This window comes from Halorubrum aidingense JCM 13560, from assembly GCF_000336995.1.
In the GTDB taxonomy this organism is placed as follows: Archaea; Halobacteriota; Halobacteria; order Halobacteriales; family Haloferacaceae; genus Halorubrum; species Halorubrum aidingense.
Genome location: NZ_AOJI01000024.1, coordinates 41,312 through 56,277, shown reverse-complemented (window position 1 = coordinate 56,277; position 14,966 = coordinate 41,312). Strand labels below are relative to the sequence as shown.

The window sequence follows — 14,966 nt, the reverse complement described above, 5'->3', positions numbered from 1 at the left end:
CGAACGGTTATGATTCACTTACCGTGGCGTCCCGCGACCACCGACGAACGCGTCTCGAACAGTCTCTCCCATCAGTGGCGGTGGACCGGGGAGTTCACAGCCCGGCAGCGACGATTTATAATGGTTGGGGAAGTATGGCGGGACGTGTGTTCCTCCGATTCCGTCGTAGGTGGCCGCCGTGACCAGCCCACTGGATCGGCGTTCATATCTCGCGGTAATGCTTGCGTCGGCGACTGCAGGCTGTTCGGGATGGGGTGACCAGATGTCTACACCGCCACCCGAACCGCTGACCCGTGGTCACATCGTCGCCATCGGACGCGATCTTGAGACCACGGCCATCGAGCCGACTGAGACCGAGACGCCGGTTCAAGACGCGCTCGACTTCGTCGCCGAATCAGGCGGCCGTGTCTATCTGCCGCCGGGAATCGTCCGCGAACGGGGGCCGGTTCGTCCACACCGGAACACCGGCATATACGGCTACGGGATGAACGTCTCGGTCCTCCAGATCACCCAGCCGGACACCGACGGCATCCGGTTCGACCGATCGCCCCGCGCAAGCCGTGTCCAGCTCGACGGCTTCGAACTACGCGGACCGGGTCAGCAGTCGTCCTCCGGTGTGGCGATTCACTTCTGTGATAACGGTACCGACCCGGTGAGCGATCCCGCGGACTTCTACGTCGGTCGGCTCTACTGCTGGGCGTGGAACAACTCGGTCTACCGCGTCGACGAGGGCGTCGGCCCGTTCCAGTGTCGCCACGACTTTCTCCGGATGGACGAGTGTGACGCCGGCGATGAGCGGGCACTGATCGAGTGGCGCTCCTCGTACGGGCCGGCCAACTGGTTCGGCACTATCGTCGCCTATCCGTCGGCCGCTCGCAGCGGGGCCAACAGCGTGCTGTTACACCAGCGTGGCGGCGAGCTCACAGTCGGTGACATCACGACGGGGACGACGGCCGGGCGGCTCGTAGACTCCCAGAACGGTCGCCTCCGTGTCGGCCGACTCCACTACGAACCGACCGGGCAGCGAACCGTTCCTCGCTCTCTCGTTCGCATCGGTCCCAACGGAGCGACTCGGTTCGACGACGTGCTCGTCGACTCGGAGGCGGTCCGGTACGTGTACGAACTCAGCGAAGGGGCCGGTGACGCGGTCCTGTCCGGCTCTGTGAGCGGTCGCGGGACGATTCAGCGGAACACCATACACGTCTCCGGCCGGCTCGATCCCGACCGCCGCTCGTGGTATTTCGGCCGCTCGTCAGACGTCGACGTGACCGGACCGTCGGGAACGGGGAGCCTCCGCGTGCTAGGCTCTGCTGGACAGGGTCTGGGCTGAACGAGTCACCGACACCATTATTCAAACGCAGTCAGAGATACACTCGTGTCAAACCAGCCATCTGCTGGCGCTTCCGACCCGCTGGTGTCGGTCGTCGTCGTCACCTACAACTCCGAGGCGACCATCGGAGAGACGCTGTCTTCGCTCGCCGAGCAGACGTACCCGACCGATCGGTACGAAGTGATCGTCGTCGACGGGGGAAGTAGTGACGGCACTGAAACGATAGTCGCCGAGTTCGATGCGACGTTCCGCGTCGTCGACGGGGGAACTATCGGCGCGTGCCGAAACCACGGGGTCGACGTCGCGACCGGTGACTACGTCGCCTTCACCGACTCGGACTGTGCGGTTCCCGCAACGTGGCTCCGATCGCACGTCGACCGTATCGAAAGCCAACACGACGAGCGTATCGTCGGCGTCGGAGGTCCGAACCGGCCGTTCGCAGACGATCCGTGGTTCAGTAAACTGGTCGGTAGCGTCCAGGGGACCGTCTTCGGATCCGGCGGCTCACCACAGTCCCATGCGATCGACGAGGTCCGCACCGTCCGCTCGGTCGCGGCGTGTAACGTCATGTACGACGCGACGGTTTTCGACTCGTACCGCTACGATGACGCGGTCAACGTCGGTGAGGACGCCGAGTTCCACTTCCGGCTGTCGGAAGACGGGTATCGGTTCGTCTTCGATCCGTCGATCGCCGTCTCGCACCACCTCTCGGCCAACCTCGGTGCGTACTGCAAAAAGAGCCGCTCGTACGGCTACGCGATGGCCCGCATCCAGCGCCGCCACGGGAAGATCATCCGATGGTACTCCGCGCTACCGTCGGTGGCACTCGGCTGCGGGACACTCGCCGCGGCGATCGATCTGACGTCTCGAAAGCCGCGGTACGTCCCGCTGCTGTTCGCCTCGTTCCTGCTTGTGAGTGCGTACGCGACCGCTCAGGTGTATCGCGAACGGCGAACTCTGTCGGCGTTGCTTGTCCCGGTCATGCTCGCGGCGCAGTACACCTGCTACGGGATCGGATTCTTGGAAGGTATCGCTACGCGGGACCCCACGCATTAGGAACGTCCCTCGTCCGCCACCTCTGGGGGCTTCTCGTCACGCCCGATAGATCCCGATCGCCCAGTGGTGCTCGCCGAACACTTGGTATCCCAGCCCGAGATTCCCGTCGACCGCGCAGTGCCATCCGTCGCCGTCGAACCACGGATCGACCTGGTGTATCGCCCCGGAGTTCCACCCGAGTCCCCCCGGGGGCGCCACGGCGGGACCGTCACCCCGCTGACGGTCCTCGTAATTCGTGGGCGTCAGTTCAGTGATTTCGTACGCGTGGATTTGCTCGCCGTACCGGTTCGCACAGTCCTGATAAAACGCGAGAATCCGATCCTCGAACACGAGCGGTCGCCCTCCGGGACGGGCGGCCTTCGGGCGGTCCTCAACGATCGGATTCGCTTCGTGAGGTGTCCATGCCGGTGATTCGAGATCGTCGCTGTAGTACGCGTAGAGGTCCGTCCCGTCACCGAGGATTCCCCACCAGCGATCCTCCCAGCGAAAGACGCTGAAATCGTGTAGCGGCGTCTCTGGCGTGACGAGATCAGCCACCGGTGTCCACGTCTCCGGGAACGATTCGGCACGATACAGCGTCACCGGCGCCGGTCCCAGCTCTTTCGCCCACCGATCGGGAATCATGTAGTGGTCGCCTTCCCACCGGAACACGTACGGATACGAGAGGTGTTCGTCGGTTTCGAGAACGACTCGGTCGTAGGTCCAGTCGTAGCCGTCGTCGCTCTCCGCGTGCGCAATCGCCGCCGTCGGCGTTCGGTTGTGCGTATAGACCTCGAAAAAGAGATGCCAGCGGCCAGTCTCCGTGATAAATAGAAACGGGTCGGCGACGCAGTCAGTTCGACCGAAATCAGTCACGTCCGCCGCCGTTACGACGGGATTGATGCCGCTGACCGCCTCGAAGTTCGACGGTGGACTGTCGGCGTCGACGGGATAGGACGGCACCGTTTCGCGGTCGTATCGCCCGGTCACGTCGACCGGATCGGGGTAATGCTGACTGGACGGCGTCCGCATATGAAGCCACTCACCGGCGTGCCATGCCATGCGCTCGATGACTCCGAATTTAGCGAGGGTCTGTCGGAGCGAACGAACCATTCCACGTGTGCGATAGCGGGAGTGGACAAGGAGATCGGTCGATGGGGAATCGCCAGCCATACTGGGTGCTTATTACTGCGAGAGGTCCGTACTTAATCCCTCATTTCGGAAAGCAGTCACCCCGGATCAGAACCCGGTTCCAGCAGTTCCAAGTGCGCGGAACCCGCCGGTCGAGCCCTCGTTGTGCGTGACCGTCACGTCGTCGGGAGATCCCTGATACAGCGACGGTTCGGCTGGATCGACCGGGGCGGCGAGATTGACGATACCGCCGGTGATGTCTGCGGCTGCACCGAGTTCGATGTACGGGCCGAGGATCTTCCTGCCCGGGCCGCGACCGTTGTAGTCGTCGTATCCGAGTTCGTAGACGTAGTCGGCGACGCCGGTGACGTGCTTGACCGTGTCGATGACGGCTGTGCCGTGGCCGCGCAGGCGGATGATCGCCGACGGGTTTGTCGGGTTCGACGTGGGCTCCCAATGGACGTTGCCGAACTCGATGACGCTGTCCCACGTCTGATCGATGGCCACACCGGCCGAACCGCCCATCGTGAGGTAGTCGACGGTTTGGGTCCCGCCGCGTGAGAAGAACACGGTGGTGTTCTGCCCGCTCACGTTCGCGCTCGGGTAGGCCGCGATGGTACCGAACCAGTTCGCAGGGCCGTACCACGAGCGGAACTCGAACAGTCCGTCTTGGTCACCGGCGTCACACTCGTAGATGGTGAGCTGTTCGTGGCGACACTGGAACGGGCCGACGCCCTCGTCGACGCGGTAGACCGAGTTGTTCCATCCCCAGAACAGCAGTCGGCCGACGAGGAGGTCTTGGGTGTCTCTGTTGGTGTGGTGAATAGCGACTCCCGTCGGTCCGGTCCCGGCCGGCCCGTTTAGTGCGAAGCCGTCGAGTCTGACGCGGCTGACGCCGGATTCTCGATCGAACAGGATCCCGTCCGCGCTCCGGTCGGTGATCGAGATCTTGGAGATCTCGACGCCCAGACCGAGAATTTGCGTCTCCTCGTACGGCCGGATCGGGCCGGTCTCCTCGACGACGCCTGCCGGGAGCCGCACCTCACCGCCACCAGCGGCGCTCACGATGTCGAGCGCGTCCTGAATCGGCGTGTCTGTCTCGGCGGGGTCAACGGATCGGGGGCTCGTGTTGTTCTTCCCGACGGCGACGACGAGGCCGGCTAACAGCAGCGAAACGACGTCGCTTCCGCCTCCGGCGGAGCCGCCGGAGCCGATCGTTCCGAGCTGACTCCACGACCCACCGTCGCCGAGATACACGTTTCCGGTGTCGGTCGCGAGGAACTTCGCGCCGGTCTTGGCGACGTAGTTCGACCGACTGGCGTCGGTATCGCGGATTTCGACGTCCGTGTCGATACGTTCGAAATTGCGGTTCAGCGGTTCATCCCAGTTTTGGGTCCCTGCAGCAGGGGTTTCGTATTGGTGATTGTCTGTCATGTTAGTTTTCCTCGACCCCACCGTAGCCGTAGCTCCCGTAGCCGCCTTCGCCGAACTCATCGTTCGGAACTGTCGGTGTGTCGGAATCGGTTGGTTCGTCACTCGCGGCGACGTCGAGTAGGGCGCCGATCTGTTGGGTAGTAAGCGCCGTATCGTAGACACGGACGTCGTCGATCGCGCCGTTCATCGCGTAGTAACTGGCGTAGCCGTTGTCGCCACGGCCGACGTACAGCGACCGGTCGCTGTGGACCACAGCGCCGGACTGTGAGTCGTCGCGGTCGACTTCCTCACCGTCGAGGTACATCACGAGCGCACTCCCGTCCCACGTGCAGGCGAGGTGGTGCCACGCTCCGTCGTGCGTAGCGATCCCTCGCGGATTCACGCTGGCTTGTCCGCTCTCGACGCCAACGTGGGCCCGCAGGCTGTTGGGTGTCTGTACCTCGACGGCATACCCTTCGGCTCCGAAGCGGGCGTCCGCCTTCTGAACGATCGTCTGCTCGTTCTCGCCGCTGTCGGTGCGGAACCATCCGCCGAAGGTGAGTGCTTCTGTCGGCCGCAGCGCGCCCGCGTTCGGCATCTCGACGTAATCTTCGGGGGCTCCTCCGAACGAAATTCCGGAACTTTCGAAGACACCTGCCGCGTCGAGCACTGGCGATCCACGAACGAAGCCGTCGTTCGATCCCGCGCTGTCAGCGATCGTTGCGCCGCTGGTCTCGACGAACTGCCAGCGGGCAGCTGGGGCTGGCTGTGTGGATGGATCGACGGGTGTCGGCTCAGACCCCGAGTCCGACCCCGAGTCCGACCCCGAGTCAGGTTCCGACCCCGTGTCCGACCCCGAGTCCGGTTCTGATCCCGAATCCGATCCCGTGTCCGGCTCCGATCCCGAGTCCGGCTCCGACCCCGTGTCCGGCTCCGACCCCGAGTCCGGTTCCGATCCCGAGTCCGGCTCCGACCCCGTGTCTGGTTCCGACTCCGCTGTGCTAGTCCCTTCGTACAGCGAGACGATCTCGTCTGCGCTGAGAGAGCGATTATACACGCGAACGTCGTCGATCGCGCCGTTCATCGCGTAGTAACTGGTGTAGCCGTTGTCGCCACGGCCGATGTACAGCGACCGGTCGCTGTGGACCACAGCGCCGGACTGTGAGTCGTCACGGCCGACCTCCTCACCGTCGAGGTACATCACGAGCGCACTCCCGTCCCACGTGCAGGCGAGGTGGTGCCACTCGCCGTCATGCGTGGCAACTCCCCAGGGGTTTACGCTAGCCTGCCCGCTCTCGACGCCGACGTGGGCCCGCAGGCTGTTGGGTGTCTGTACCTCGGCGGCATACCCTTCGGCCCCGAAGCGAGCGTCCGCCTTCTGAACGACTGTTTGTGCGTTGGCGCTGCTCTCTGTCTGGAACCATCCGGCGAAGGTGAGTTCCGTTTCGGGGCGCAATGCGGCGGCATCCGGAATCTTCACGTAATCATCCGGGCCAGCTCCGAACGCATACGCCGTCGAGTCGTATGCGCCTGGGATGCCCTGTTGTGGTGTCCCTTGTACGGTGCCGTTGTTCCCCCCCGCGACATCTGTCGCTGTCTCACCGCTGCCGTCGAGCGGCCAGTGGGCTACGATACCTTGGCCCGGCCCTACGACTGAGAGAGGCGGCATGAAACCACCGTTGAGTTGGTACGGTACGCCACCGTAGCCGAGGCTCTGTGAGCCGAGACTCTGCATGGACACGGGGTCAGCGTCCAGACAGCCGGCAACCGAACCGGTTCCGAGAGCCGAGACGCCGCTGAGTTTGAGCATCGTCCGCCGTGTCAGTTTGAAATTATTTTCGGCAGGTGGCGGTTCAGTTACCATATTACCCGATATTGGTCACTGAGTAAGATAACCTTGTCTGCCAATTATAACCCGGATTGTCAAAATAGAACGTAATAAAAATCCAATACTTCCATCTAATGGGAGATTATCCCAATAATGATCACTCGACAGTTACGCTCTTCGCCAGATTTCTCGGCTTGTCGATTGCTCTTCCTTTGCTGTTGGCGACGTGGTAAGCGAACAACTGGAGGTAGACGTTTGCTACCAGCGGCTCCAACAGTCCGAGGTCTGGCACCTCGAACTCGACATCGTGATCTCCTTGATATCCGTCGGCGGCGATCGCGATGACCGGTGCACCGCGCGCCTGGACTTCCTTGACGTTGTTTCGAGTTTCTTCAGGGCGTGTTCCGTCGGTGAGGATCGCAAGTACCGGCGTCTCTTCCGTGACCAGCGCCAGCGGGCCGTGTTTGAGTTCGCCGGCAGGGAATCCTTCAGCATGGTCGTAGGAGATCTCCTTGAGCTTGAGTGCACCTTCTAGGGAGACGGGCCCCCCAAGGCGCCGACCGATGAAGAAGAACGCCTCCCCGTCGGCATAGGCCTCTGCGATCTCTTTGATCTCGTCGTTTTGATTGAGGACGCTTTGGACAGCACCGGGAAGGTCCTGCAAATTTCGGCGCAACTCGCGGCCAGCCGCGACGTCGAGTTCGCCGCGCGTCTCTGCCACAGTCAGCGCGAACATCGCGAGGACGATAATCTGTGAAGCGAACGTCTTGGTCGCTGCGACACCGATCTCGGGTCCTGCCCGGATATACAGCGCGTCGTCACATTCACGTGCCATCGTGCTCCCGACGGTGTTGGTCACGCCGAGCGTTCGAATGCCGACGCGGTGAGCCATCCGTAATGCGCGGAGGGTGTCGGCGGTCTCGCCGCTCTGACTGACTCCGACCACCAGCGTCCGTTCGGGGTCGCGGCCGCTTCCGATGCTGTACTCACTCGCGAACTCGACGGTCGCTCGCACGTCGGCAAACTCCTCTATTAGCTGTTTGGCGTACAGACAGGCGTGATACGACGTGCCACAAGCGACGAATTGAATCTCGTCGATAGTGGTGAGGAACTCCTCGGAGAGAGACAGCTCTGCCAGATCGACCCCCTCCTCGATCCCGTTGATGCGACCGGCGATGGCTTGACGGAGCGCCGTTGGCTGTTCGTGGATCTCCTTGAGCATGTAGTGGTCGTATCCGCCCTTTTCGGCCGCGTCGGGGCTCCACTCGATGGTGTGTCGCTCTCTGTCGATCGGCTTCCCGTCTTTCCAGATACTGACCCCTTCACGGGTCACCTGTGCGATGTCTCCGTCCTCGAGATACGACACCGAGCGAGTGTGCGCGAGCAGGGGCGTCACGTCGCTCGCGATGAAGTTCCCGTCGCTCCCGTGCCCGACGACCAGCGGACTGTTCCGTCGAGCGGCGATGATGCCGTCGTAGCCGGCGGCGACGACGCCCAGTGCGTAGCTCCCCTCGATTCGGGCAACGACGGCCGAAACCGCCTCCCGGAGGTCGTCCGTCCGTTCGAGTTCGACCTCGAGGAGATGAGCGACGACCTCGGTGTCGGTTTCGCTGGTGAACTCGTGATCCGAGAGCGTCGTTCGGAGTTCGTCGTAGTTTCCGATAATGCCGTTGTGAACGACCGCGACCCGGCCAGAACAGTCGGTGTGCGGGTGCGCATTGGCGTCCGTCGGCTTCCCGTGTGTGCTCCATCGCGTGTGGCCGATTCCACAGGTCTGTGTCGTCGACTCGGGGATGTCGATCCCGGAGACGAGCCCGACCTGTTTGAACACCGCAAGATCGTCGTCGACGAGCCCGATACCCGCCGAGTCGTATCCACGGTACTCCAACTGCTCTAACCCGGCCACGAGGCGCGGCCGAGCCGGCTGTTCGCCGATGTATCCGATGATTCCACACATGATTAGGCCCTCCGCACTGTTTCGCCCGACTCAATCTGTCCCTCGAGGACGGTCCCGCTGTGTGCGGACACATCCTGTCCAACGACGGTGCCGGGCGTGAGCGTCACGTTTCCACCGAGCCGTGCTCGGTCGGCCACGACGCCGCCGAGGGTGACGTCGCGATGGATCGTGTCGTCAACGACGACCCGCGCCGACCCGCCTTCGACGGTGACGTTCGGACCGACCGAGGCCGACTCTCCGAGGATACAGTCGTTCAGGACCGCTCCGTTACCGATCCGCCCGCCATCCATCACGATGCAGTTCGACAGCGTCGCGTTCGCACCGATCCGTACGTTCCGACCGACCGACGTCCCGGACAGTAACGTCGCGTTCGGACCGACAGACACGCCCTCGTCGAGCGCGACGTCATCGGCGATGACCGCCGTCTCGTGGACACCCTCTCGGGAGCGTTCGTCCTCGTGGTCGTGGAGGAGCGTCGCGTTCGTCGACAGCAGATCCCACGGATAGGTCAGATCCTGCCACGGACCTTGGTGTCGTACGGCTGAGAGGGCCTGTTTATTGGCGAGTCGCTGGAGTGCGGTCGCCATCCCGAAGTCGCCGTCGGCGGTCTCTGTCACGTTTCGGATCACGTCAAACACGCGTTCGTCGAAGACGTACGCGCCACCGTTGACCAGGAACGGCGGATCGGCGGTCGGCGTCGGAGAAACGCTGCGGACGGCATCCCCGTCGATCTCGACTGCGCCGTACTCGGTCGGACGAGTCGACTGGACGGCCGCCATCACCGGGCTGTTCGTCTCGGTCCAGCGTTCGATGAGCCGATCGAGCAGTTGCCGCTCGACGAGTTGGTCGCCGTGAAGCGTCAGGAACGGCCCGTCGACCGCCGATTCGACCTGCGAAAGCGCGTGCGCGCCTCCGAGCCGGTGTTCTTGAACCACGTAGTGGATCGGGATGCCCCACTCGTCGCCGTCTCCGAAATGGCTCTGAATGCGCTCTCTGGCGTGGCCGACGACGAACACGGCGCTGTCGACGCCGGCGTCGATGGCGGTCGTCAACACCGATTCGAGTATCGGCTTGTTCCCGACAGGGATCATCGGCTTCGGACGACGCTCCGTGAGCGGACCGAGCCGCTTCCCTTCACCGGCCGCTAGTATCACCGCTTTCATGCTGTCACCGTCTGAAAAACCATGAATTCAGAAGGGCACGGCTTCGTATATATGTTCGTCATAAAGGACTATATGCTCTCGTTAACTTAAGCTATCATGGACTATAGAGAGGGTGACCGCACCCGGCTGGTCACGCGCCGACGGGTGTTGCGGGCCGCCGGGACCGCCGGTCTGGCCAGCGCGCTCGCAGGGTGCTCGGGTGACGAGCGTAACCAAGGCGGGGAGAACACTTCGGACGGCTCCGACGGCGGCGACGCTCCGAACGGCTCTGACGGCGACGGCTCTGAGGGAAACGACGAACCCGACCCGACGTTCTTCGAGCAGGGGCCGACCGTCGGCCTGACGGAGGTCGCGACGGGGCTCACCTCTCCGAACGGACTCATCCCCGCCGTTGACGGCAGCGACAAGCGGTTCATCATCGATCAGGTTGGCATCATCTACGTTCACGACGCCGACGGGCTCCGTTCGACGCCGTTTCTCGACCTGTCCGACCGTCTCGTCGCGGTCGGAGAGGGACTGCCGAACTGGATCCCCTACGACGAACGGGGGCTGTTGGGCCTGGCGTTCCACCCGGAGTACGAAGAGAACGGTCAATTTTACGTCCGGTACAGCGCGCCCGCTCAGGACCCTGACACCGACCATCGGGAGATACTCTCCGAGTTTCGTGTCGCTTCGGACGGGGAGGTGGCCGACCCCGACAGCGAACGCATTCTCCTCGACATGCCGTGGCATCGAGAGCTGCACCAAGCCGGTACCATCGAGTTCGGACCGGACGGCTACCTCTACGGTTCGCTCGGTGACGGTCTGAACCCGTTCAACGCCCAAGAGCTCGACACGCTCATGGGGAGTATCTACCGCATCGATGTCGACGACCGGACTGACGATCTCCCCTACGGCATTCCCGAGGACAACCCGCTAGTCGGCGAGGAAGGCCGGGACGAAATATACGCGTGGGGCCTTCGGAATCCGTGGAAAATGGCCTTCAGCGGCGACCGACTCATCGCCGGAGACGTGGGGCAGGCAATGTGGGAAGAGGTCAACGTCATCGAGTCAGGTAACAACTACGGCTGGCCGCTCAAGGAGGGAACTCGGTGCCATGACCCTCAACTCGGCACCAGTAGTGACGGGGAGTGTGTCGTCGAGTCTGAACGCGGCGAGCCTCTCGTCGACCCCGTCTTAGAGTTCCCGCACTTCGACGAGGAGGGGTACCCCGTCGGATTCGCTGTTATCGGCGGCCACATCCATACCGGCTCAATTGCGGCGCTCGACGAATCGTACGTATTCGGCGTCTACACGAGCTCGTTCTCTGAACCGGCGGGCCGACTCATCGCCGCGACACCGCAAGAGTCGGGTCAGTGGCCAATGCAAGAACTCCAAGTCGACGGCGGCATCGACATTCAGGTGCTCTCGCTGGGGCAAGACGGCTCCGACAGTTACGTGTTAGGAACGCGTGCCGCCCTCTCGGAAGATCCCCTCTCGCAACAAGCGGGAGTCGTCTACCGGCTCACCGAGTAACTCGGCTCCCTCGGGTGTATGACGGCGGATTATCCCGGCACGTTCCGAACGTTCTCGATGATTTTGGCTCGAAGCGGCGGCGCCGCGAGCACGCCGGCGCCGTAAAGGATCGCCGACCCTCCGATCGCGGCGAGGAGTGCCTGCGGCGTATCGACGGTGAGTATCTGCGTGAGCCCAACGAGGCCGAGACCCATCCCGACGGCGGCGAGCACGGTCCAGCCGACGTCCCGAACCGGAAATCGAATGGTGGTGAGCCGACCGAGGTAATAGCCGAGTATCGCCGTGTTAGCGATCACCGACAACAGGGTCGCTGCGGCGGCGCCGACGAGGCCGTATCGCGGGACGAGAAGGACGTTCAGGGTGATGTTCATCGACAACGAGACCACCGTGGCGATGGCTCCGTATTTGGGCCGGTCGAACGCCTGTATCGCCTTATCGAAGACGAGGTTCACCGCCTGCGGGAGCTTCTCGATCATGAGCACCAGGAACGCCGCCGCGGCGATGGTGTACTCGAGCCCGAAGATGACGCCGAGTATCTCTCGACCGATGACGGTCACGCCGACCACGGAGGGGACGATCAACAACAACGAGACGGTCATCGCCTCCGAGATGAGGTCTCGCACTTTCTCTACTGCGCCGTCCGCCTGCCACGCCGACAGCTGCGGGAAGAGAACGCGAGCGAAGACGGTGCTGAACATGATGGCCGTCGTCGTCAACCGCCACGCCAACTCATAGGCGCCGACCGCGGCCTGCGAGAGGAAAAACCCGATCACGATGACGTCCATCCAGTTGTAGACGTGACCGCCCAGCCCCCAGATGCCGTTGAACTTCGCGTAGTCGTACAGCGACCGGAGATGGCGGCGACCGGGACGCGCCACCGGCGTCGACACTCGCAGTATCCCGCCGACGAGCAGGACGGTGTAGCTGACCAACAGCGCGTACACCAGCGCCCGGACGCCGTAGCCGTACTGTAAGAGCCCGACCGCGACGGTCACGAACGTGAGACTCCGGAGGAAGTGGAGAACCGCGGTCTGGGCGACCCGTAGCTCTCCTTGGAGGACGTGGATGACGAGCATCGACAGCTCGAACGCGATGACGACGCCGATCAGCTCCACGGCGAGATCCGTTCCGACGTAGCCGGCGAGCGGTTCGCGGACGGCCAAGACGAAGACCGACACGACGAAGATAAGCAGAACCTTCAACACGACCGCCGCGCCGAACATCTGGGCCGGGTCGTCGCCGGCGCTGATCCGCTTTTCGACGGCCCCCCGCAGTCCGAAGTCGACGACGGTCGCCATCGTGTACAGCGTCGCCTCGAAGAGGAAGAAGATGCCAAGCAGCGTCGCGCCCAGCTCGCGGGCGAAGTACACCGTGCCGAAGAAGCCGAGCGCCGTGTTCAACAGCTCGACACCGAACAGCAACGAACTCGCCCGGGCGAGATTCATCGTCCTTCGGAGCGGCGGCGGTGACAGGGAGCCGCGACCACGCCCGCTCATTTATAACAACCCGACCGCTTCGTACCATTCGACCGTCTCGCTGAGCGCGGCCTCCCAAGGGCGCTGATCGACCGGAGCCTGCTCGGTGAGCGCTGGCCGGACGGTCCCGAAGTCACCGCGTTCGAGGAACCCTTCGCCCGGGACCGGCGAGATTCCGACCCGGTGGAGGAGGTCCATCGCGGGTTTGACCCCCCACCGAATCGCGCCGTACGGGACCGTGACCACGCGACACTTGCCAGGTGTGTGGCGCGCAATCGCCTTGAGCACCTGTCCGTTCGTGAGGTTCGGCCCGGTCACGAGCTGTCGGCCGGTCGCCTCGCCGTCGAGACAGCGACCGACGGTGCCGACGACATCGTCGACGTGGACGATGTTGTACTTCGCGTCGGTGTACAGCGGCGGAACGAGCACGCGGTTCGTCGCGATGGGTCGGACGTGCTCGTACCGTGTCAGGCGGTAGTCACGCGGACCGAAGATGTACGTCGGATAGATGGCGGCCACCTCGAAGGGGTGCTCCCGGCCGAACAGCAGTTCTTCAGAGGCGACCTTCGACTGCTGGTACGTCGACTCGGCGTCGGCCGGCACCTCCGGGTGGGCACCGATGGTGCTGAGGAAGACGAACCGGTCGATGTCGCCTCGCGTCGCCGCTTCGACGAGTCGTTCGGTGCCGGATGTGTTGACCGTCGCCATCGACGCGGTGTCGTAGACCGCCGCAGCAAGGTGGACGACGCCCTCGACGTCCGCCAACGCCGTAGTTAAGGAGTCGGTGTCCGAGAGATCGGCCTCGACCGTGTCGACGCCGTCGGGAAGTCGCGTGGTCGTCGACGATGGACGGACCATTGCGACCGGCTCGTGGTCGGTCTCTTCTAACGCCGCCAGGAGGTTCAGCCCGATGAACCCCGTCGCCCCCGTCACGAGGACCCTCATCGTTCACCCCTCGGGTCGACCCCGCTGCGTTCGTACACCGCGTCGATGACCTCCGCGACCGCGACACCGCGGCCAACGGGGGCCGACGTGTCAGGGTCGCCCGCCACCGCGTGGTCGGCGAAGTCGTGGATGCGTTCGGTGTGGGCGTCCTCGTCGCTCGCGGGAAAGAGGTTCGCAATACCGAGGTCCACCAGCGGGAGCGATCCCTGCTGGAACTCGAAGGGGCGTCCGTGGACGTCCCCCTGTAGGGTCTTCGAGTCGAGCTCCAGCCATCCCTCGGTCCCGACGACGAGCACGCGACTGACGCCCTCGGTCTGAGTCCACGTGGCCGAGAGCTCCACGGGAACGTCGCCGAAGGTCATCGAGGCGCGGGCGGCGTCCTCGACGTTCCGGTCTCGGAGGTACCGGACGCTCGCGTCGGTTACGTCGGGCGATTCGTCGAACAGCTCGAACAGCACGTCCAGCGAGTGCGGAAACAGGTCGCGAGCGACGCCGCCGCCAGAGAGGGTGGGGTTGTAGTACCAGCCTTGGGAGGGCGGCGCCGAGTGGTGCGCAACGGTTATCTCGACGAGGTCGCCGAGCAGGTCGTTCGACAGGATCGTCATGGCTCGCTGGTAGTTCCGGTAGTATCGGTGGAGGTAGCCGATCTGTGTGACGATGTCGGCGGCGGCGGCCGCGTCGGCCATCCGGCTCGCGCTCTCGGCCGACAATGCTAGGGGCTTCTCACAGAGGACGTGACAGCCCGCCTCGACCGCGGCGATAAAGATCGCTTCGTGCGTGCTAGGGGGAGTACAGATGCTCACAATGTCGAGATCGTGCGCGGCGAGCATCGAGGAGATGTCGTCGTACCCCGGTACCGATAGCTCCTCTTCAACCGTCGACCGTCGGTCGGCATCACGTTCGGCAAACGCGACGACGCGGGTTCGGGGATGAGAAGTAAACGCCGGCACGTGGTAGTCGGTGGCCATCCATCCAGCGCCGACGACGCCGACGGCCAGTGTAGTCATAGTGTTGCTTCCGGTGGGTCCGCCATAAAGCCATCCGGGTTTCTCTCCGGTGACGAGACGGATTCCCGTCCGCGTTAAGCTGGTCTTATCGCTTGTCGCGGGGGCGGCCACTCGCACCAACCGGCGCGAAGACGAGACGGAACCACACGGTTCGGAGCCCCGTCTCG

General features: G+C 63.8%; 11 protein-coding genes. 3 read left to right on the top strand and 8 right to left on the bottom strand.

The window, feature by feature from the left end:
• The first annotated feature begins 262 nt into the window (after positions 1 to 262).
• On the top strand, positions 263 to 1,330 hold the full coding sequence (locus C461_RS09295) for a hypothetical protein (RefSeq protein ID WP_008000640.1): 1,068 nt from the start codon (positions 263 to 265) through the stop codon (positions 1,328 to 1,330).
• 45 nt (positions 1,331 to 1,375) lie between these two features.
• Positions 1,376 to 2,386 carry a glycosyltransferase gene (locus C461_RS09290; protein ID WP_239639111.1) on the top strand — a complete coding sequence of 337 codons (1,011 nt, stop codon included), beginning with the start codon at positions 1,376 to 1,378 and terminating at the stop codon, positions 2,384 to 2,386.
• A gap of 36 nt (positions 2,387 to 2,422) precedes the next feature.
• Here the strand turns inward: C461_RS09290 and C461_RS09285 are convergent, their stop codons facing one another.
• From C461_RS09285 to C461_RS09265, 5 genes are all read right to left on the bottom strand, one after another.
• Entirely contained in the window at positions 2,423 to 3,427 is a 1,005-nt protein-coding gene (locus C461_RS09285) for a glucosamine inositolphosphorylceramide transferase family protein (RefSeq protein ID WP_239639110.1), read from the bottom strand.
• 177 nt (positions 3,428 to 3,604) lie between these two features.
• A complete protein-coding gene (locus tag C461_RS09280) occupies positions 3,605 to 4,930 on the bottom strand; it encodes a hypothetical protein (protein ID WP_008000637.1) in 1,326 nt (441 codons plus the stop codon).
• A gap of 1 nt (position 4,931) precedes the next feature.
• Complete coding sequence (locus tag C461_RS16195) at positions 4,932 to 6,773, bottom strand: LamG domain-containing protein (protein ID WP_275039113.1); 1,842 nt, start codon at positions 6,771 to 6,773, stop codon at positions 4,932 to 4,934.
• Positions 6,774 to 6,894: 121 nt separating this feature from the next.
• A complete protein-coding gene (gene glmS / locus C461_RS09270; RefSeq protein WP_008000635.1) occupies positions 6,895 to 8,694 on the bottom strand; it encodes a glutamine--fructose-6-phosphate transaminase (isomerizing) in 1,800 nt (599 codons plus the stop codon).
• 2 nt (positions 8,695 to 8,696) lie between these two features.
• The gene (locus C461_RS09265) at positions 8,697 to 9,857 is read right to left on the bottom strand and encodes a sugar phosphate nucleotidyltransferase (protein WP_008000633.1); all 1,161 of its coding nucleotides are present in this window, start codon (positions 9,855 to 9,857) and stop codon (positions 8,697 to 8,699) included.
• A 96-nt stretch (positions 9,858 to 9,953) separates the two neighbouring features.
• On the opposite strand from C461_RS09265, the gene C461_RS09260 reads away from it, so the two are divergent.
• Positions 9,954 to 11,372 (top strand): PQQ-dependent sugar dehydrogenase, encoded by a 1,419-nt coding sequence (locus tag C461_RS09260; RefSeq protein WP_152418376.1) that lies wholly within the window; start codon positions 9,954 to 9,956, stop codon positions 11,370 to 11,372.
• A gap of 29 nt (positions 11,373 to 11,401) precedes the next feature.
• Here the strand turns inward: C461_RS09260 and C461_RS09255 are convergent, their stop codons facing one another.
• Genes C461_RS09255 through C461_RS09245 form a run of 3 tightly spaced genes read right to left on the bottom strand, consistent with a single transcriptional unit; the run spans position 11,402 to position 14,799 of the window.
• Positions 11,402 to 12,817, bottom strand: a complete 1,416-nt coding sequence (locus C461_RS09255) for a flippase (protein ID WP_008000630.1) — start codon at positions 12,815 to 12,817, stop codon at positions 11,402 to 11,404.
• A gap of 51 nt (positions 12,818 to 12,868) precedes the next feature.
• Positions 12,869 to 13,792 carry an NAD-dependent epimerase/dehydratase family protein gene (locus C461_RS09250; RefSeq protein WP_008000628.1) on the bottom strand — a complete coding sequence of 308 codons (924 nt, stop codon included), beginning with the start codon at positions 13,790 to 13,792 and terminating at the stop codon, positions 12,869 to 12,871.
• Complete coding sequence (locus C461_RS09245; protein WP_080506273.1) at positions 13,789 to 14,799, bottom strand: Gfo/Idh/MocA family protein; 1,011 nt, start codon at positions 14,797 to 14,799, stop codon at positions 13,789 to 13,791. The genes C461_RS09250 and C461_RS09245 overlap by 4 nt, the downstream gene beginning before the upstream one ends.
• Positions 14,800 to 14,966 lie beyond the last annotated feature (167 nt).